This is a genomic window from Ornithinimicrobium faecis (genome assembly GCF_023923225.1).
Taxonomy (GTDB): domain Bacteria; phylum Actinomycetota; class Actinomycetes; order Actinomycetales; family Dermatophilaceae; genus Ornithinicoccus; species Ornithinicoccus faecis.
Genome location: NZ_CP099489.1, coordinates 4,230,667 through 4,248,756, shown reverse-complemented (window position 1 = coordinate 4,248,756; position 18,090 = coordinate 4,230,667). Strand labels below are relative to the sequence as shown.

Sequence of the window (18,090 nt, the reverse complement as noted above, 5' to 3'; positions counted from 1 at the left end):
GATTCGCCGCACTCCGGCAGGGCGTGCCAAACAGGCGCAGACAGACGGGGTGCGTTGGCAGTCTCACGGGCGCGGTGAGCATTGTCTAGGTTCGTTCTCTAATCGTTACCTTTGGGGCATGTCTTTGTTGCCCGGCCTGGTCCTGGTCGTCCTCGCGGCCTATTACCTCGGGGTCGAGGTCCTGTTGCGTCGCAGGTCACGGTGGTCGCAGGGGGTGCTCAACCACTTCAGGTGGGAGGTCCTGGCCCCACCCGTGGTGATCTATCTCGTTGCGGCAGTGATCTTCTCGGTCGGATCGTGGTCGATCCTGGACCTGACCTCGGTGCTGATCATCCCGGTCCTGCCCGCAGTGGTCGGTATGTCGTGGCTCGCCCTGGACCCGGACCGTCCCGTGGGGCAGGGCGTGGCTGTGTCTGCGTGCCTGGCGCTGATCGGTGTCGCCGCGGTCGGACTCGCCCGATGATCGAGGGCACCCTGGCGGATCGGCGCCGTCTGGTCACCGAGACCCTGCTGGTCCTCGGGGTGAGCCTCGGGGCCTCGGCGATCTGGTCGTTGCTCTCCCTGCTGCGCAAACTGACAGCGCCCACTCCGCTGGCGCAGCAGACCACCGCGATGAACACCTCCCGCGCGCCGCAACGACCCTGGCTGGACCTGGCCTATCAGTTGGCCGACATCCTGCTGCCCCTGGTGCCGGTGCTGCTGGCCCTGTTCCTGCTCGCCCAGCACCTCCCCAGGCCGCACCAGGTGATGGGGCTGGACCTGACCAGGCCAGCACACGACATACTGATGGGTCTGGGTCTTGCCGCCGTGATCGGTCTGCCGGGGCTGGCGCTCTATCTGGGGGCGCGCGAGCTCGGGTTCAACACCACCATCAGCGCCGCGGGGCTGCCGTCGATCTGGTGGGGTGTGCCCGTCCTGGTGCTCGCCGCGATCGGCAACGCGGTGCTCGAGGAGGTGGTCATGGTCGGCTATCTGTTCACCCGGTGGGCCCAGGCCGGCTGGTCGACCGCGGCGATCATCGTGACCAGCGCCCTGGTGCGGGGCAGCTATCACCTCTATCAGGGCTTCGGCGGGTTCATCGGCAACATCGCGATGGGTCTGATCCTCGGGGTGGTCTATGCCCGCACCAAGCGCGTGATGCCGCTCGTCATCGCGCACACGGTGCTCGACGTTGTGGCCTTCGTCGGCTATGCGCTCGTCGCTCCGCACGTCTCGTGGTTGTGACGATGCCGGAACCTCTTGCCCCGTCCGTTAGTTTTGCTGCCACCGGCGCAGGGAGGTGAGGGTTGGATGGTCGAGGCGATCAACGAGTTCGTCAGCACGCACGCGGACTCGCAGTGGGTGCTGTGGGTGGTCTTTGCGCTCTGCATCGTCGACGGGTTCTTCCCGCCCCTGCCCAGCGAGTCGATCGTCGTGGGGCTGGCCGCCGCTGCCGTTGCGGTCGGGCACCCCAACCTGTGGCTGGTCTTCCTCGCCGCCGCGGTGGGTGCGTTCATCGGCGACAACATCGCCTACACGATCGGTCGGCACTGGCTGACCGGGCTGGCGGACAGTCCACGCCCACGGATCCGCCGGACGATGGCCTGGGCGGCGGGCCAGCTCGAGCGTCGCGGCGCGGTCATCATCATGGCCGCTCGCTATATCCCGGTCGGTCGGGTCGCGGTCAACATCACCGCTGGCGCGACCCGGTTCCCGCGCTGGCTCTTTGTCGTCCTGGACGCCGTTGCCGCGATCAGCTGGGCTGCCTATTCCATCGCGATCGGGACGCTCGCCGGTCAGTGGCTGCATGACAACCCGCTGCTGGCGATGGCCGTCGCCGTGACCGGTGGGGTGTTGCTCGGCCTGCTGCTCGAGCGGCTGCTCAAGCTGTTCACGGGGTCGCCGCACGGGGCGGACTTCCCGCATGACCGGACCGAGGAGAACGCGTGAGGCTGCCCAGTTGGCAGAGCTTCGGAGCCAACCACCGGGTCCTGCGGCACGGCCTGAACATCTGGCCGCCGTTTGCTGCCGCCGGCATCCGCGTCGAGGAGCTGTCCGACGACTTTCGCTATGCGCGGGTGGCCCTGCGCATGCGACCGCTGAACCGCAACTATGTCGGCACCCACTTCGGCGGGTCACTGTTTGCGATGACCGACCCGTTCTGGATGTTCCTGGTGCTGCGCAACCTGGGGTCGGGCTATGTGGTCTGGGACAAGGCCGGGGAGATCGAGTTTGTCTCCCCGGGCAAGTCCACGGTCCGCGCCGAGTTCCGGGTCACCGACGAGCACCTGGACGAGCTGCGCGAGGCCGCAGCGGACGGGTCAAAGGTGCTGCGCTGGTTTGAGACTGATGTCGTGGCGGCGGACGGCGCGCTCGTCGCGCGCGTGCGCAAGCAACTCTACGTCCGGCGCAAACCCCCAAAAATATAAAGGTCTCGCACGGTCTGCCCGTCTTTTGATAGAGGTTTCGCACAGGCACGGGACCGCGACAATTGTGCTGAGGAACATGTCGGTCGGCCTGGACCGATTGGCCCACGAAACCACGGCAGGGTGGGCATGCTGCTTGCGCAGTTCACTGACGACGTTGGTGTCGAGCAGGATGCTCACAGGTCGGCTGCCCGCACAGGCAACTACATCGCAGCCGGATCAGCGCAGGGGGACGAACTGATAGTGGCCCGGGGCGGTCTCGCGGCCCTCGCGGGTGAGGCGCACCAAGCGGCCAGCCAGTGGGAGCACCATCGCGCCGTCGGGCGTCAACTGGTCGACGAGCTCCTGGGGGATCGCGGCAGTCCCAGCGGAGACCAGGATGCGGTCAAACGGTCCGTCCTCGGGTGACCCAAGCACTCCCGGGACGGCGACGCGGACCCGGGCGTTCGGCATACGGGACAGGGCTGTTGCGCTGCGCTGCACCAGGGGTTCCTCCAAATCCACCCCGAGCACCTGCCCCTCCGGGCCGACCAGGCGCGCCAGGATTGCTGTGGTCCAGCCCGACCCACTGCCGACGTCGAGCACCCGGTCGCCGGGGCGCACCGCCAGCAGATCGAGCATCGTCTTGACCGTGCTCGGCTGGGAGTTGGTGGCGCCGTGGCCAATGACGAGGGCCCGGTCCTGATCGGCGAAACGTCGCACGGCAGGGGGCAGGAAGAGATCTCTTGGGGTCAGCGCCATCGCCCGGGCCACCGGGTCGGCGGCGCGGTCGCTCCGCACAGCCATAACACCTAGTGTGGCGCAGGTGAGCACAGTGATCGAGTTGATTCCGGAGGCCTCCCGCGTCGTGACCGAGTTGCCGCTGGAGGGGCAGTGGGACCGACCGACTCCCTGCGAGGGGTGGCGTGTGCGGGACCTGCTGAATCACCTCACGTCCGAGCACCTGTGGGCACCGCACCTGCTGCGGGGCGAGACGCTGGAGCAGGTTGGCTCGCGCTATGACGGTGACGTGTTGGGGCAGGACCCGATGGGGGCCTGGCGTCGGGCGATCACCTCGTCCGTGCTGGCATGGGGGCAGGCTGACCCCGACGGCGTCGTGCACACCTCGATGGGGCAGATCCCGCTGGGGGAGTATGCCTCCCAGATGCTGGTCGACCTGACGGTGCACGCCTGGGACCTTGCTCGCGCCATCGGCGTGCGCCCGCACCTGGTGGCCGACGCGGTCGAGGAGTGCCTGGCCTATGAGCAGCCGCGCGTCGGTGCGGGCGAGGTGCCCGGGATCTTCGCCGCGCCGGTGTCGACCGAGTCCGAGAGTCGCGTGGATCAGTTGGTGGCCCTGCTCGGCCGCGACCCGGCCTGGGCTCCTGCCTGACGCTGCGGCCTCCTGGAGTCGTGCGTGACGTGTTGGCCTCTGGGCTCCCGCGCGAGGGTTCACCTGGGCACTGACGCCGCCCGCTCGTCTTAGAGCCTCGAACGGTTCTGGCAGCCTGTCGTGGCGGGCTGCAAGAACCGGGAAGTGCTGTCAGTTGTGGCCTGGCATCGGGTGTCCGCGGCTCAGCCGGCGCGCGCCCACGGAGGTGGCTCGGCAGGGCGGTGCACTGCGCTGGGCTGAGCCTGCCGCTGAGCTGTCGTAACGATCTTGCGCACCTTCTCCGCGGTGAGCGTTGAGGATGTCACCCGGCCGACACCAAAACCATCCAGGCGCAGGTCGTCCTCACGAGCCTTCTCATCGGTCAATGCCTGATTGACACTGCCAGCAGGGCGAGGTTTGCCGGAGTCTGCGGCCTTGCGGTCTTCGCCGTATTTGCCCTGGCCATCGTATTCAAGGACGACGCCCAGTTCGTAAAGATAGAAGTCGACGCGGTAGTAGGTGGCGGACTCGCCGATCCGGATCCAGTGCTGTGCGCGAAAGCTGAAGCCGAGCTCGATGAGAACGAGACGCAGACGAGTCTCACCGGGCGACTCGGCGAGTCCGTCGGTGAGCTCGAGGGCACGGCGGGCCAGACCAAGGCCCGGACTGTGCCGCAGCTTCTCGACCATCTCGCTCAGCTCGGAGCGTGTCGTGTGCTGAGCCACGATCGCAGCGTCCATGCACCCGACCCCGGCCACCAGACCAACCTCCATGGCCTGACCAATCACGGCCAGTGCAGGGATGACGACGAGGCGCCCCTTGTGTCGGGTGATGACGTCGTCGAGTTCGCACGTGTGGAGGCTGTGTGTCTCCCTGCGGCGGGCCGTTCGTCCGCGCTTCGTGTGGACGAGATGGATGCGCTCCAGCGAGCTCTTCGCGGTCGGCAACCCCCAGGCGAGGACGGCGCTCTGATGGCTCGCAGCGACCTTCGGGCCATGCAGGCGAAGGAGTGCGTCCAGCCGGAGCAGGTGCTGGTGCTCTGCCAGGGCGTAGTCGTGCAGCTGCTTGCCGTCCCGCACCGGAGTGTGCAGTTGGGCGGTGCTGACGTAGGTGCCGATGGCGACCCTCGTCAGAGTGTCGTCCCGGAACAACTTTTTGAGCACGGTTGGGCTGCATCCCAGCTGGCCTGCCTCCGGGACAGTGATCACGCCCTTGCCAGGGCCTTCTAGAAATCGCAGGATGTGCTGATTCACCCTGGTGATTCTCGCCAATCTGGGCCACCAACGGGATGGCCCTGTGGATAAGTCGTCGCGCCCGCCGTTCGCGCAAGCGTCTGACAGCACTTCCCGGTTCTGGAAGCGCGCCATGGCAGGCTCTAAGAACCGGGAAGTGCTGTCAGTGCGGAGGACGGTCAGGAGCCGGCGGGTGGTGGTCGCTGGCCGGAGCTGCGGGCCGGCGAGTGGTGGTCGCTGGCGGGGTCAGGAGCGGGCGGGGTGGCGTGCGGCCGCGGGCTGGACCGAACTGTCAACTCACAGACATCAACCATTCGGTTGACCTGGAGTGTGACCGCACGGTCGATGTGACCGCGCTGGATCCGCGGTGTCCTGGGATCTCACGATCCCAGGAGAGAGATGTCCCAGCTCACGACACCAGGCAGCACCCGCAGGACCCACGCTGACGCGACCACGGCCGGCACGACCCCCGCTGGCTCGGCACAGTCGCCGCCCGCCGAGCCGCCCAGCCATCGCGGAAGGTTCCTGACCTCGCGGCGCGGCGCCTGGATCGTGTTGGCGATCGCTCTGGCGATCTGCGCCGTCGTCCTGGGCCCGCTGCGGGCGACCGAGGCCCCGCCGCGTGGCGACTCGGTGCCGGCATCTGCCGAGTCCGCAGTGGCCGCCCAGGTCGGGGAGACGTTCCCCGGCAGCGACGTCGCCCCCGTGCTGGTCGTCCTGGACCGCGGCGGTGACCCGCTGGAGCAGGCCGATCTTGACGCGGCCGCAGAGATGGGCGAGGCGCTCGCCGCGCTGACCGGGCACGCGGTGTCGCCCGTGATCCCGGCCGAAGACGGAGCCGCTGCGATGCTGTCCGTGCCGATCACGCTGGGCGCTGACAACTCGGCCACCGCCGACGTGGTCGACGACGTGCGCGCCACGGTTGCCGAGCACACGGCACAGGGGCTGACCGCCCAGGTCACCGGCGGCCCAGCCTTCGGTGCCGACATCGCCTCCAGCTTCGACGGGGCCGACATCACCCTGCTGTTGGTGACGATCGCCATCGTGGCGGTCCTGCTGATCGGGACCTACCGCTCGCCCGTGCTCTTCCTCGTGCCGCTCCTGGTCGTTGGAGTGGCGGACCAGGTCGCCTCCATCCTGACCAAGTGGCTCGGCACGACCTTCGACCTGCAGTTTGACGGCGGCATCATCAGCGTCCTGGTCTTCGGCGCGGGCACGAACTATGCCCTGCTGCTGATCAGCCGCTATCGCGAGGAGCTGCGCCGTCACGAGAGCCACCGCACGGCACTGGCCGCCGCCTGGCGCGGCGCGGTCCCGGCGATCGTGGCCTCCAACATCACCGTCGTCCTGGCCCTGCTCACGCTCGCCCTGGCGACGCTGCCAGGCACCCGCGGTCTCGGGATCGCGTCCGCGGCGGGACTCGTGGTCGCCCTGGCCGCGGCAGTCATCGTGCTGCCGGCAGCGCTCGCGGTGTGCGGGCGCAAGATCTTCTGGCCGTTCGTCCCGCGCGCCGGTCAGCCCGACCCTCAGGAGACCGGGATCTGGTCGCGCATCGCGCGCTTCGTGGTCGGTCGCCCCACCCAGGTGGTGGTCAGCGCGGTCCTGGCCCTCGGCATACTCGCGTCTGGTCTGTTGGGCACCCAGATCGGCCTGACCCAGACCGAGAAGTTCCGCGTCGCCTCCGAGTCCGCGGCCGGCTTGGAGGTCCTGGCCGAGCACTATCCGGCCGGTGAGGCGGCACCCCTGCAGGTGTATGCCGAGGCCTCCGAAGCCGACCAGGTCGCCTCCGAGTTGGAGTCGGTGGAGGGCATCGTGCGGGTCCAGCCCACGCAGACCGATGAGTGGACGCGCTTCACGGTGATCGGCGAGGCCGCGCCGGGCACGCCCGAGGCGGAGAACCTGGTGACCACGATCCGGGATGCCGTCACCGACCCCGACGTGCCCGCGGCGGACCGCACGGTGCTCGTCGGCGGGGCCAACGCCCAGGACCTGGACGAGGCGGCTGCTGCCGACCGGGACTTCCTGGTGGTCGCGCCGCTGGTGCTGCTCGTGGCGCTGATCGTCCTCATTGTCCTGTTGCGCTCGGTGCTGGCTCCTGTGCTGCTCCTGGTCGTCAACGTGGTGAGCTCGGCCGCCGCGATCGGTGCTGGCACCTGGCTGGGGCGTGCGCTGTTCGGCTTCCCGGCGCTGGACGTGATGGTGCCGCTGCTGGCGTTCCTGTTCCTGGTGGCGCTCGGCATCGACTACACGATCTTCCTGGTGCACCGGGCCCGCCACGAGGCGGTCGCCCACGGCACCCGCGAGGGCATGGTGCGGGCGGTGGCACACACCGGTGCGGTCATCACCAGCGCTGGCATCGTGCTGGCTGGCGTCTTCGCGGCGCTGGGCGTCCTGCCCCTGGTCACGCTCGGTCAGCTCGGTCTGATCGTCGGGGTCGGGGTGCTCCTGGACACGCTGCTCGTGCGGGCTGTGTTGGTGCCGGCGATCTTCGCGCTGGTCGGCGACCGGATCTGGTGGCCCAGCGCTCCAGCGGCCAGTGCTCCTGTTGACGCCACGGTCGGTGCTGCCCAGGTCGAGGATGCGGCACACTCGGGACGTGGAGATTCGTGACCTGGCCCCGCACGAGGCGGGTCGTGCCGTGGCGCTGTGGACCCAGTGCGGGCTGACCCGTCCGTGGAACGACCCGCACGCCGACCTCGCACGGGCCCTGGAATCGCCGACGTCAACGGTGCTCGCCGCGGTGGAGGACCAGGATCTCGTCGGCACCGCGATGGTTGGGCATGACGGGCACCGCGGGTGGGTCTACTACCTGGCGGTCGCCCCGGGCCAGCGCCGCAGCGGGGTGGGCCGCCACCTCATGGGAGCGAGCGAGGCCTGGCTGCGCGACCAGGGTGCGCCCAAGATCCAGCTCATGGTGCGGCAGGGCAACGACGCCGTCCTCGAGTTCTACGCGGCCCTGGGCTACACCGATCAGGAGACGGTCACGCTCGGGCGGTTCCTGGATCCCGAGCTCGAGGAACGTCGCCGGGTCGGGACGGGCGGCTGACATGGCTGGGGAAGGTGCAGCTGTCAGTTCGAGCCTCCCCAAGAGTGGGGTGGCGCGGTGGTTGGCCGTGGGTCGCCACACGCTCTTTGCCCTCCTGCTGGTGATCGGCCTGGTGCGCGCGGTCGGCTCGGGGGCCGACCTGCGGTGGCTGGTGCCGCTGGTCCTGGTCACGGCGACCTGGTATGTCGTGGGGACGGCCTGGCGCGCGACGTTCGTCACTGCGGGGGCTGGCCCCTGGTGGCTCCTTGGCCTCACCCTGCTGTGGGGTGGGTTGGTCGTGGTCTCCCCGGACTTCGTCTGGGTGGCCTTTGCCCTGTGGCTGCTGTCGGTGCATCTGATGGCGTTCCCCCTCGCGGTCGTCTACTCCGTGCTGGTGCTGGCCGTCGTGATCGGGGTGCAGGTTGACCTCGGCACGCACCCGGCGGGTGCCATTCTCGGTCCGAGCATCGGCTGTCTGGTGGCGCTCGCGGCCTCGCGCGGTGAGCAACTCCTGGCCCAGGAGGCGGTCGAGCGGCAACAGCTCGTGGACCGGTTGGTGGCCACCCAGGAGGAGATGGTGGTGCTGCATGACGACCTGACCCGCACCCAGCGCGAGAGCGGTGCGCTGGCCGAGCGCACGCGCCTGTCCCGCGACATCCACGACACCCTCGCCCAGGGGTTTTCCTCGATCCTGCTGCTCGCTCGGGCCGGGGCGCAACGCGATGACCCGGCCCAGCTGCATACGCTCCTGCGTCAGATCGAGGAGACGGCAGGGGAGAACCTCGAGGAGTCGCGGCGGGTGGTCAACGCCCTCACTCCGGCGGCCCTGGAGGGATCCGGGTTGTCCGCCGCGCTGTCCCGCCTGGTGGCCAGCATGTCGGGGGAGACCGGCATCGTCGCGGAGTTCACCGCGGACGGGCCGGAGGTCCACCTGGCCACCGCTCAGGAGGTGGCGCTGCTGCGGGTGGCCCAGAGCGCCCTGGCCAACGTGCGACAGCACTCCGGAGCCAACCGGGTGATGGTCACGCTGACGACCGCACCGGACCAGGTGCGCCTCGACGTGGCTGACGATGGCGCCGGGTTCGACGCCGCCGGATGGGAGAGCGCGGTGCCGCTGCCGGCGGCACGCGGCGGCTATGGACTGCGCTCGATGCGTGAGCGGTTGCGGGACCTGGGCGGTGACCTGGTGGTGGAGTCGGCGCCCGGCGATGGCACGGTCCTCGGGGCACACCTGCCGCTGACCGTGGCTGGGGCGGCACAGGAGAGCGGGAGGCGCGCATGAGTGTGCGGGTGTTGCTGGTGGATGACCACCCGGTCGTCCGGTCCGGCCTGCGGGCCGTGTTGGAGGCCACGGGTCGGGTGGAGGTGGTCGGCGAGGCTGCCTCGGGTGAGCAGGCGCTCGCTCTGGTGCCGGGCCTGAACCCGGACGTGGTGCTGATGGACCTCAACCTCGGCGACGGCCTGGACGGCGTCGCCACCACCCAACGCATTCTGACTGGCAGTGGTGGTGGCGGCAGTGGCAGTGGCGGTGGCGATGATGCGAGGGCGCGGCCACCCGCGGTGCTGATCCTGACGACCTACGACCACGACGCCGACATCGTGCGCGCCGTCGAGGCCGGCGCCTCCGGCTATCTGCTCAAGGACGCCTCGCCAGAGGCGATCGCCGACGCTGTCGCAGCCGCGGCCCGGGGGGAAACGGTGCTGGCCAGCGGCCTGGCCCAGCGACTGGTGCAACGGATGCGGGCCCCGGCCGAGCCGACCCTGACGCCGCGCGAGCTGGAGGTGCTTCGACTGGTGCAACAGGGCACGAGCAACCGGGCCATCGCCAAGGCCATGTTCGTCAGCGAGGCCACCGTCAAGACACACCTGGTGCACACCTACGAGAAGCTCGGTGTGGACAACCGGACGGCGGCCGTGACCACTGCCCGCGAGCGGGGGCTCCTGTGAAGCACACCGAAGCATTGCCTGAACCTATAAAGGGGAGCTGGTCAAGAAGGACCGGGCAAGACTGCGCAAGATGCTCATGTATTGCCGCAAGGATGACTCTGCGATGTCACTGGATCACGCCACCGAGTCCCTCGACCGGATGGAGCGTGCGGCCAAACTCACCGCCTGAGTGGTCAACTCAATCGCGCTGACGCGGCAGACGTTCAATCGTCACTGAGGTTCGGTCGTCACTGAGGTTCGGTCGTCACCAGCAGGTCAGCGTCGGCATACTTCACGATGGCTCCGGGCCGCACCTGGATGCCGCGGCGCATCACGGTCTCCCCATCGACCGTGACCTCGCCGTTCTCGATGACCATGCGAGCCATCGCGCCGTCCTGCACGACCCCGGCCAGCTTGAGCAGTTGACCGAGTCGGATCGACTCGTCCCGGATCGGGACCTCCTGGGGCTGGCTCATCACTCAAGCCTACGCGCGTGTGCTGGGGACGTGACATTGGTGGCCTGAGATGCACCAATGTCACGTCCCCCCAATGCACGCTCGGAGGAGCGGGCTCAGACCGGCTCGGTCAGCGTGCTGACCGCACAGATGGCACCGGCCTCGCTGCGGGACTCGGCGCCGTGGTCGAGGCCCTCCTGCCCGGGCACGATGGTCAGTGTCTGCGGGCCGACCATCGGTGAGACCAGGCGATAGCCGTAGGTCCGTCCGACCAGGTCGAGGCCCTCGCGTCGCATGTGGTCGCCCATCAACAGCGCCTGCAGCGGGCCGTGGATGACCAACCCGTCATAACCCTCGGTCGGCACATAGCCCAGGTCATAGTGGATGCGGTGCGTGTTGTAGGTCAGCGCCGAGAATCGGAACAGCATCCGCTCGTCGACCGCCAGGCTCAGGGTCGGCCCGGCCGGGGGTGTGGGCGGCTCGGGCGCGGGCGGCAGGGCGCCGGTCCCGGGGGCGCGATAGACGATGTCCTGTTCCTCGCGGATCACCAGCTCGCCGCCCTGGCTGATCTCCTGCAGGACGGTGACGAAGGTCAGCGGACCGGTGCGGCCCTCCTTCTCCGCGGTCTTGGCGATCGAGGTCACCTTGGTCGCGGGCTCACCGATCATCAGCGGGGCGTATGTCGTGACTCGCCCGCCAGCAAACATGCGGCGACGCCCGGGGCCGGGTGGGGCGGGGATGCCGCTGGTCGGGTGACCGTCGGTGCCCAGGTCGGACTGGAGCCGGCGGTCCAGCAGGAACATCCAGTGCCACAGCGGCGGCACGGCCGAGCCGGCGGTGAACGGGACTCGAACCTCGAGCATCGCGGCCAGTGACTCGACCGGCTCGGCGGCGATCACCTCGGTGCGGGTGGTGGTCTCGGTCATCAGGCGTCCTCAACTGGTTGGGCGGGCCGGGCGGCGGAACCCGCCCGGGCGATGATCCCCTCGGCGCGCGCCACGACGGGCGCATCGACCATGTCTCCGTCCACGCGCACGGCGCCCCCGGCAGCGGCAGCCTCGATCACGCGCTGCGCCCAGGCCACCTCCTCCTCGGAGGGTCGATGGGCGGCGTGGGTGGGCTCGACCTGCTTGGGGTGGATGAGCAGCTTGCCGGTCAGGCCGAGGTCGCGGGCATAGTGCAGGTCGTCGGCCAGCACCTGCGCGTCGTCGAGGGCGGTGGTGACACCGTCGATCGGTCCGGGCAGACCGGCTGCGCGAGAGGCGATCACGAGGGTTGAGCGAGCCAGCAGCACCGCCTCGCGACCGTTGCCACTGCCCAGGTCGACTGCATAGTCCAGGTGACCGAACGCCAGCCGGGAAACGCCTGTGGCAGAAGCGAGTTCATGAGCGCGCACGATGCCGAGCGCCGACTCCACGAGGGCAAGCACCGGCACGTCGGTCTGCGCGGCGACCCTGCTCGCGATGGCGGGGTCATCCGCCTTGGGCAGCACCACGGCCAGCAGGCCCGAGTCTGGTGTGCCAGAGGAGATCCCAGCCAGGGCAGCCACGTCAGCCTGGTGCTCGGGGTGGTCGGCTGCGTTGACCCGCACGGCAGCCCGTCCGCCGGCCGCGAGCCAGGCGACCGCAGCGTCCCGGGCCGAGCTCTTGGCCTCGGGGGCGACGGCGTCCTCGAGGTCGATGATGACCACGTCGGCGCCGCTGGCAACGGCCTTGTCGAAGCGCTCCGGCCGGTCGCCGGGGACAAACAGGAACGAGCGGGCCTCCTGGACCACCGGCCCAGTGTCACCTGTCTCAGGGAGGTGAGCGGGCGTCATACGGGGTCCACGTTGCCGCGCTTGACCAACTGCCGGGCAATGACGTTCTTCTGGATCTCGTTGGTGCCCTCGCCGACGATCATCAGCGGTGCGTCGCGGAAATAGCGCTCCACGTCAAACTCGGTGGAATAGCCATAGCCGCCGTGGATCCGGATCGCGTCCAGGGCGATCTCCATGCCGACCTCGGAGGCAAACAGTTTGGCCATGCCGGCCTCCATGTCGGCCCGCTGACCTGCGTCGAAGGCGCGCGCCGCGTGCAGCGTGAGCTGCCGGGCGGCGACCAGCTTGGTGGCCATCTCGGCGAGATAGTTGCCGATCGACTGGTGCTTCCAGATCGGGACGCCGAAGGACTCACGCTCCTGGGCATACTGCAGCGAGTCCTCCAGAGCGGCCCGGCCGACTCCGAGCGCGCGGGAGGCCACCTGCAGCCGGCCGACCTCCAGGCCCTTCATCATCTGGGCGAAGCCGACACCCTCCTGCGTGCCGAGCAGCGCCGAGCGCGGGACGCGCATGCCGTCGAAGGCGATCTCGCAGCTCTCCACGCCCTTGTAGCCCAGCTTGGGCAGGTCGCGGGAGAGGTGGAAGCCCTCGCGCCCGTCCTCGCCCTCCTTCTCCACCAGCAGGATCGAGACGCCCTTGTGGCGCGGCTCGGCCTCGGGGTCGGTCTTGACCATCAGCGCGATCAGCTCGGCCTTGCGGGCGTTGGTGATCCAGGTCTTGGAGCCATTGACGACATAGTCGTCGCCGTCGACCTTGGCCGTGGTGCGCATGGCCTGCAGGTCGGAGCCGCCGCCGGGCTCGGTGAGCGCCATCGTGGCGCGCAGCTCACCGGTGGCCATGCGGGGCAGATAGGTGTCCTTCTGCTCCTGCGTGCCATAGGCCAGGATCAGCTTGGCGACGACGGTGTGCCCGCCCATGGCACCGGCCAAGGACATCCAGCCGCGGGCCAGCTCCTCGGTGACCAGGCAATAGGCCGGCAGGCTTACCTGCGCCTCACCCCACGGCTCGGGGATGGCCAAACCGAAGATGCCCATCTCCTTCATCGCGTCGATGAGTTCCTCGGGATAGGTGTTGGCGTGCTCCAGCTCCGAGGCGACCGGCTTGACCTGCTCGGTGACGAACTCCCGCACCAGGCGGACGATCTCGACCTCTTCGTCGGACAGCATCTCGCTGGTGGTCGACGTGGTGCTCATGGGTCCTTCTCTCTTGTTCTGGTGCGTGGTGAGTGCGTATGCGGAGGGGCCGGCTCAGCTGCCTGGCGCCAGTTGGGTGGACAGCAGCCGGGCACCGGTGGACCAGGTGATGTCGCTCGGGGCGACGCTGGTGATGCCGCCCAGCTGCAGGCAGTCCGCCACCTTGGCGGTCATCTCCGCCTCGGTCGGCGGCTTGCCGGGCGAGCCGGGGGGCAGGTCCAGCGATCCGGTGACGGTCGTGCCGTCGGTGAGGTCGACCTCGACATCGACCGCACCGACGAGCAGGCCGTCGCCGGTCTCGTCGGTCAGCGTGATCTGGGTGAGCTCGACCAGGCGCTGGGCATCGGGGCGCTGCACCGCCTCGTCGCCGAAGGCACCGAAGCCCGAGTGGTCGTCGAGGAGGGCGGTGGCGGCGGCATACTCCAGGGAGAACTTGCCCTCCAGCCCGGTGTGCGGGCGGCTGTGCACCAGCGGGGTGACCGTGCCGCGCGGTGTGCGCAGACGGATCGCGGTGACGTCCTGCGCCTGAACGGGACCACCCGCGGTCTCCCGGAGCGCACCGATCGGGCGCTGCAGGGCATAGCAGGCGGGATAGACCTTGATGGCCAGCCCGTCCGGGATCATGTCGGAGTCCGAGGCCGGGTCGACCACCAGCGGGTGGTCCGGGTCGCCACCGAGCAGGCTCATCCAGGCCTCCACCGCACGCGGGTCCGCACTGGCGCCGGCCTCCGCGAGCTGGGCAGCCTGGACCCCGGCCTGGGCGGCCAGGCCGACCTGCAGGCTCTTGGCGTCGGTGCCAAAGGCTCGCTGCACACCGCCGGAGGCCGGCACGGCCAGCGCGATGGCGGTGGCCAGCTGCTCCTGCGTCAGGCCGTGGGCGACGCCAGCCACCACGGCCGCCGCGATCGCACCGGAGGTCGTGGTGGCGTGCCAGCCCGCGGTGTAGTGCTTCCAGCCCAGGGCCGTGCCGAGGCGGGCCATCACGCCGGCACCGGCCAGATAGGCCCGGGCCGCGATGTCGCCGTCGTGGCCCGCGGTCGCCAGCGCGACGGGGACGCACACGGTCGAGATGTGAGTGGTCGAGGGCAGGTGCAGGTCGTCGAAGTCGATGACGTGGGCCAGCGCGGCCCAGCGGGCGGCCTGGGTCTCCAGGGCGTCCACGACCGGGCGGATCTCGTGGGTGCGGGCCGCCAGCGCGACCGCGACCGTGTCGAGCAGGCTGCGATCGGCCACCTCGAGATCGGCCGGCGACGGCTCTGTCGTGGCAGCCCAGTGCGCGAGCGCCTCGGCCACCCCTCGTGCCGGGGTCTCGGTGGTCCGGCCGGAGCCTTCCTCGGTGCCGATGGTGTCCACGGTGCTCATGGGGTGCCTCCTGCGGCGGGTGCGAGGCCGAGTTCGGCCAGGATCGCGTCGGTGTGCTCGCCGACGGTGGGGATCGGGCCCATCACGGGAGTGGCGCCCTGGAGGGTGGCAGGGGGGATCAGCGCGCGCAGTTTCCCGACGGGGGAGTCGTAGTCGACCCACCGGTCGCGGGCCTCCAGCTGGGGGTGGGCGGCCAGGCCGGCCAGGTCGCGCAGCAGCGCGTTGGCGATGCCGACCTCCTCGAGGCGAGCTGCCGCCTGCTCGGCGGTCTGGCTCGCAAAGGCAGCCTCGATCTCAGCGGTCAGCTCGACGCCGTTGTCCACGCGCAGGCTGTTGCGCTCGAAGCGCGGGTCGGTGGCCAGGTCGGCGTTGCCGAGCACCTGGTCACAGAAGGTGGCCCACTCGCGGTCGTTCTGGATGCCGAGGAAGACCTGCTCCCCGTCGCCGCAGTGGAAGGGGCCGTAGGGCGCGATCGCCGCGTGCTTGGCGCCGCTGCGCGGTGGGGGCGTCCCGCCATAGGTGGCGAAGTTGAGCGGGAAGCCCATCCACTCCGCCAGGGCCTCGAGCATCGAGACCTCCAGGGTCGCGCCCTCGCCGGTGCGCTCGCGCTGGAAGAGGGCGGTGAGGATGCCGGTGTAGGCATACATCCCGGCGGCAATATCTGCCACGGAGATGCCGACCTTGGACGGCTCGTCCGGGGTGCCCGTGATCGAGACCAGCCCGGCCTCGCACTGCACGAGCAGGTCGTAGGCCTTCTTGGTGGTGTAGGGCCCGCCCGGCCCGTAGCCCGAGATCGAGACGTGCACCAGACGCGGGTTGGCTGCGCGCAGGGTCTCGGCGCCCAGCCCGAGGCGCTCTGCGGCGCCCGGCGCGAGGTTCTGGATGAAGACGTCAGCCTCGCGAGCCAGGGTGGTGATCGCCTCCTGGCCCTGGGGGCTCTTGAGGTCGAGGGCGATCGACTCCTTGGAGCGGTTGAGCCAGACAAAGTGGCTGGACATCCCCTTGACGGTCTCGTCATAGCCGCGGGCGAAGTCACCAGGGCCCGGGCGCTCGACCTTGATGACGCGGGCGCCGAGGTCGGCGAGCTGGCGGGTCGCGAACGGCGCGGCAACGGCCTGCTCGAGCGACACGACGGTGATCCCGTCGAGTGGGTGCATAGTCAAGTCCTCCAAGAGATGTCAGGCCATTATTGCTGAAGGGCCGTACATTTTGTCAACGAGATGTACGCCACGTTGACGTGATGGGTGAGGGGTGTCGTCGCCCACGCGCTCGGTGGGGCTGATTTTCGCCACCCGGTGCGCTCGGTCGGGCTGATTTTCGCCACCCGGTGCGCTCGGTCAAGGGGGAGGGGGAGGAGGAGTATGCCGAGGTGCAGGTCCGGGGAGACCGGCACCTCGGCATACTCCTGGGTCATCTGATGAGCGCCAACGACAGGATCGGCAGGTAGGTCACCAGGACCAGTGCGAACAGCAGCACGCCCGCACTGGGCAGGGCGGCCTTGGCCACCTGCAGCACACTCATCCCAGACAATCCTGAGGCGACAAAGAGATTCAGCCCCAGGGGTGGGGTGATCATGCCGATCTCCAGGTTCATCACGATGATGATGCCCAGGTGGATCGGGTCCACGCCCATCTCCAGGGCGATCGGCAACAGGATCGGCGCCAGGATCAGGATCGCACTGCTGGTCTCCATGAAGCAGCCGACGATCAGCAGCAGGATGTTGACCATGAGCAGGAACTGCCACGGCTGCAGATCCATGCTGGCGATCCCGTTCGTGACCTGGTCCGGGATCCGCTCAAGGGCCAGGACGAAGGTGAACAGGATGCCGTTGGCGATGATGAACATGATCATTGCCGACGTCTTGGCCGAGGACAGCAGCACCTTGCCGAGGTCCTTGAAGCTCAGCTCGCGATAGATCAGGAGCGCGACCACGAGGCTGTAGGCCACAGCCATGGCGGCAGCCTCGGTCGGCGTGAAGATGCCACCGTAGATGCCGCCCAGGACGATCACCGGCAGCAGCAGCGCCAGGATGGCGTCCCGCAGGGCACGTCGCCGGGTGCCCTTCGGGAGCTTTTCGCCGGTGTGCTCACCGAAGTTGCGCCGGCGCGAGATCCAGACCGCCATCCCCAGCAGCAGCACGCCGGCCACGGCGCCCGGGATGATGCCCGCCAGGAACAGGTCACCGATGCTCTGCTCGGTGGCGATGCCGTAGACGATCAGCGGGATCGAGGGCGGGATCAGGATGCCCAGCGAGCCGGAGGTCGAGATCAGCCCGGTGGAGAACTCCTTGGAGTAGCCGTGCCGGATCATCGCCGGGATCATCAGCGTGCCGACCGCGATCACCGTGGCCGGGCTGGAGCCCGAGACTGCGGCGAAGAACATGCAGGCCATCACGGCCGTCATCGCCATGCCGCCGCGGAACTGGCCTACGAGCGCGTTGCCGAACTCGGTGAGCCTTCGGCTGATGCCTCCGCGGGTCATGATGTTGGCGGCCAGGATGAAGAACGGGATCGCCATCAGCGGGAAGCTGTTGAGGGCGTTGAACAACCGCTCCACGATCTGCGTCAGCGGAGTGGTCGTGAAGTAGTAGATGTAGATGAAGGACGTCAGGCCCAGCGCCATCGCGATCGGTGTCGACGTGAACAGCAGCGCAAACAGGATCACGAGCAGAGTGATGACCTCGGTGCTCATCGGCCGTCTCCCTTCGTGTCGCCGTTGGTGTGGTCGCCGTCGTCGCTCGGGATGACGTCGTCCTTGCCAGAGCTGATCGCACCCTGGGTGGCGCGGATCTCATCGAGGGTCAGACCGGTGGCCTCGGCCTCGGCGGCTAGCAGGTCCTCACTGGTCGGCACACCGTGCTTCCAGGTGCGCCAGAGCATCTCCAGTGCCCGCAGCAGCATGAGCGTCATGCCCAGCGGGACCGCCAACTCGACGACCCAGAGCGGGAGCTTGAGCACCGGGGTGACCGTCGTGCTGGAGAACGGCTCGGCGAGCAACTGCCAGCCGAGGTAGGCCATGATCACCAGATAGATGATCGTGACCACGCCCGCGGCCAGGGCCAGCCACTTCTTGCCCTTGTCCTTGAAGAAGACGCCGAGGATGTCCACGCTGACGTGTTCGTTGTGGCGCAGCGTGATCACCGCGCCGATGAACGTGGAATAGATGATGAGGTAGATGACGGCTTCTTCGGTCCAGAACCAGGACATGTCGAACTGGCGCAGGATCACGTTGACGATCGAGATGAGCGCGGCCAGGCCCAGAGCCCCGGCCGCCACGACGTTCTCAATGGTCGTGAGCGCGCGGTCTAGTTGTCTCATGTGTCACA

Annotated in this window: 19 protein-coding genes and 1 pseudogene; 10 read left to right on the top strand and 10 right to left on the bottom strand. The window is 69.0% G+C overall.

The window, feature by feature from the left end:
• The first annotated feature begins 118 nt into the window (after positions 1-118).
• From NF556_RS19620 to NF556_RS19605, 4 genes are all read left to right on the top strand, one after another.
• Positions 119-463 (top strand): hypothetical protein, encoded by a 345-nt coding sequence (locus NF556_RS19620; protein ID WP_252592872.1) that lies wholly within the window; start codon positions 119-121, stop codon positions 461-463.
• A complete protein-coding gene (locus NF556_RS19615) occupies positions 460-1,224 on the top strand; it encodes a CPBP family intramembrane glutamic endopeptidase (RefSeq protein ID WP_252592871.1) in 765 nt (254 codons plus the stop codon). The genes NF556_RS19620 and NF556_RS19615 overlap by 4 nt, the downstream gene beginning before the upstream one ends.
• Before the next feature lie 66 nt (positions 1,225-1,290).
• Complete coding sequence (locus tag NF556_RS19610) at positions 1,291-1,929, top strand: DedA family protein (protein ID WP_252592870.1); 639 nt, start codon at positions 1,291-1,293, stop codon at positions 1,927-1,929.
• Entirely contained in the window at positions 1,926-2,408 is a 483-nt protein-coding gene (locus tag NF556_RS19605) for a DUF4442 domain-containing protein (RefSeq protein ID WP_345780129.1), read from the top strand. Before NF556_RS19610 ends, NF556_RS19605 begins: the two co-directional genes overlap by 4 nt.
• 216 nt (positions 2,409-2,624) lie before the next feature.
• Here NF556_RS19605 and NF556_RS19600 read toward each other — a convergent pair whose 3' ends face one another.
• The gene (locus NF556_RS19600) at positions 2,625-3,191 is read right to left on the bottom strand and encodes a protein-L-isoaspartate O-methyltransferase family protein (RefSeq protein WP_252592869.1); all 567 of its coding nucleotides are present in this window, start codon (positions 3,189-3,191) and stop codon (positions 2,625-2,627) included.
• Positions 3,192-3,210: 19 nt separating this feature from the next.
• On the opposite strand from NF556_RS19600, the gene NF556_RS19595 reads away from it, so the two are divergent.
• Positions 3,211-3,777, top strand: coding sequence for a TIGR03086 family metal-binding protein (locus NF556_RS19595; RefSeq protein WP_252592868.1), 567 nt, complete (start codon positions 3,211-3,213; stop codon positions 3,775-3,777).
• Between the two features lie 182 nt (positions 3,778-3,959).
• Here NF556_RS19595 and NF556_RS19590 read toward each other — a convergent pair whose 3' ends face one another.
• Complete coding sequence (locus tag NF556_RS19590) at positions 3,960-5,009, bottom strand: hypothetical protein (protein ID WP_252592867.1); 1,050 nt, start codon at positions 5,007-5,009, stop codon at positions 3,960-3,962.
• A gap of 378 nt (positions 5,010-5,387) precedes the next feature.
• On the opposite strand from NF556_RS19590, the gene NF556_RS19585 reads away from it, so the two are divergent.
• From NF556_RS19585 to NF556_RS19570, 4 genes are all read left to right on the top strand, one after another.
• Complete coding sequence (locus NF556_RS19585) at positions 5,388-7,598, top strand: MMPL family transporter (protein WP_252592866.1); 2,211 nt, start codon at positions 5,388-5,390, stop codon at positions 7,596-7,598.
• On the top strand, positions 7,585-8,034 hold the full coding sequence (locus tag NF556_RS19580) for a GNAT family acetyltransferase (protein ID WP_252592865.1): 450 nt from the start codon (positions 7,585-7,587) through the stop codon (positions 8,032-8,034). The genes NF556_RS19585 and NF556_RS19580 overlap by 14 nt, the downstream gene beginning before the upstream one ends.
• A gap of 67 nt (positions 8,035-8,101) precedes the next feature.
• Positions 8,102-9,295 carry a sensor histidine kinase gene (locus tag NF556_RS19575; RefSeq protein ID WP_252592864.1) on the top strand — a complete coding sequence of 398 codons (1,194 nt, stop codon included), beginning with the start codon at positions 8,102-8,104 and terminating at the stop codon, positions 9,293-9,295.
• Positions 9,292-9,960, top strand: coding sequence for a response regulator (locus NF556_RS19570; protein ID WP_252592863.1), 669 nt, complete (start codon positions 9,292-9,294; stop codon positions 9,958-9,960). Before NF556_RS19575 ends, NF556_RS19570 begins: the two co-directional genes overlap by 4 nt.
• 227 nt (positions 9,961-10,187) lie before the next feature.
• Here the strand turns inward: NF556_RS19570 and NF556_RS19565 are convergent, their stop codons facing one another.
• From NF556_RS19565 to NF556_RS19545, 5 genes are all read right to left on the bottom strand, one after another.
• Positions 10,188-10,415, bottom strand: a complete 228-nt coding sequence (locus NF556_RS19565) for an RNA-binding S4 domain-containing protein (protein ID WP_252592862.1) — start codon at positions 10,413-10,415, stop codon at positions 10,188-10,190.
• Positions 10,416-10,510: 95 nt separating this feature from the next.
• Positions 10,511-11,320 (bottom strand): HTD2 family dehydratase, encoded by an 810-nt coding sequence (locus NF556_RS19560; RefSeq protein ID WP_252592861.1) that lies wholly within the window; start codon positions 11,318-11,320, stop codon positions 10,511-10,513.
• Positions 11,320-12,168, bottom strand: a complete 849-nt coding sequence (locus NF556_RS19555) for an HpcH/HpaI aldolase/citrate lyase family protein (RefSeq protein WP_252592860.1) — start codon at positions 12,166-12,168, stop codon at positions 11,320-11,322. Before NF556_RS19555 ends, NF556_RS19560 begins: the two co-directional genes overlap by 1 nt.
• Positions 12,169-12,206: 38 nt before the next feature.
• Positions 12,207-13,403 (bottom strand): acyl-CoA dehydrogenase family protein, encoded by a 1,197-nt coding sequence (locus NF556_RS19550; protein WP_252592859.1) that lies wholly within the window; start codon positions 13,401-13,403, stop codon positions 12,207-12,209.
• 54 nt (positions 13,404-13,457) lie between these two features.
• Complete coding sequence (locus tag NF556_RS19545; protein WP_425607081.1) at positions 13,458-14,564, bottom strand: MmgE/PrpD family protein; 1,107 nt, start codon at positions 14,562-14,564, stop codon at positions 13,458-13,460.
• Here NF556_RS19545 and NF556_RS21570 point away from each other — a divergent pair.
• Positions 14,512-14,760: pseudogene (locus NF556_RS21570) on the top strand (hypothetical protein); the annotation flags it as partial. The gene NF556_RS19545 and the pseudogene NF556_RS21570 overlap by 53 nt on opposite strands.
• Before the next feature lies 1 nt (position 14,761).
• Here NF556_RS21570 and NF556_RS19540 read toward each other — a convergent pair.
• From NF556_RS19540 to NF556_RS19530, 3 genes are all read right to left on the bottom strand, one after another.
• A complete protein-coding gene (locus NF556_RS19540) occupies positions 14,762-15,922 on the bottom strand; it encodes a CaiB/BaiF CoA transferase family protein (protein ID WP_252592857.1) in 1,161 nt (386 codons plus the stop codon).
• A 253-nt stretch (positions 15,923-16,175) separates the two neighbouring features.
• Positions 16,176-17,456, bottom strand: a complete 1,281-nt coding sequence (locus NF556_RS19535) for a TRAP transporter large permease (RefSeq protein ID WP_252592856.1) — start codon at positions 17,454-17,456, stop codon at positions 16,176-16,178.
• Positions 17,453-18,082, bottom strand: a complete 630-nt coding sequence (locus NF556_RS19530) for a TRAP transporter small permease (RefSeq protein ID WP_252592855.1) — start codon at positions 18,080-18,082, stop codon at positions 17,453-17,455. Before NF556_RS19530 ends, NF556_RS19535 begins: the two co-directional genes overlap by 4 nt.
• Positions 18,083-18,090: the final 8 nt, after the last annotated feature.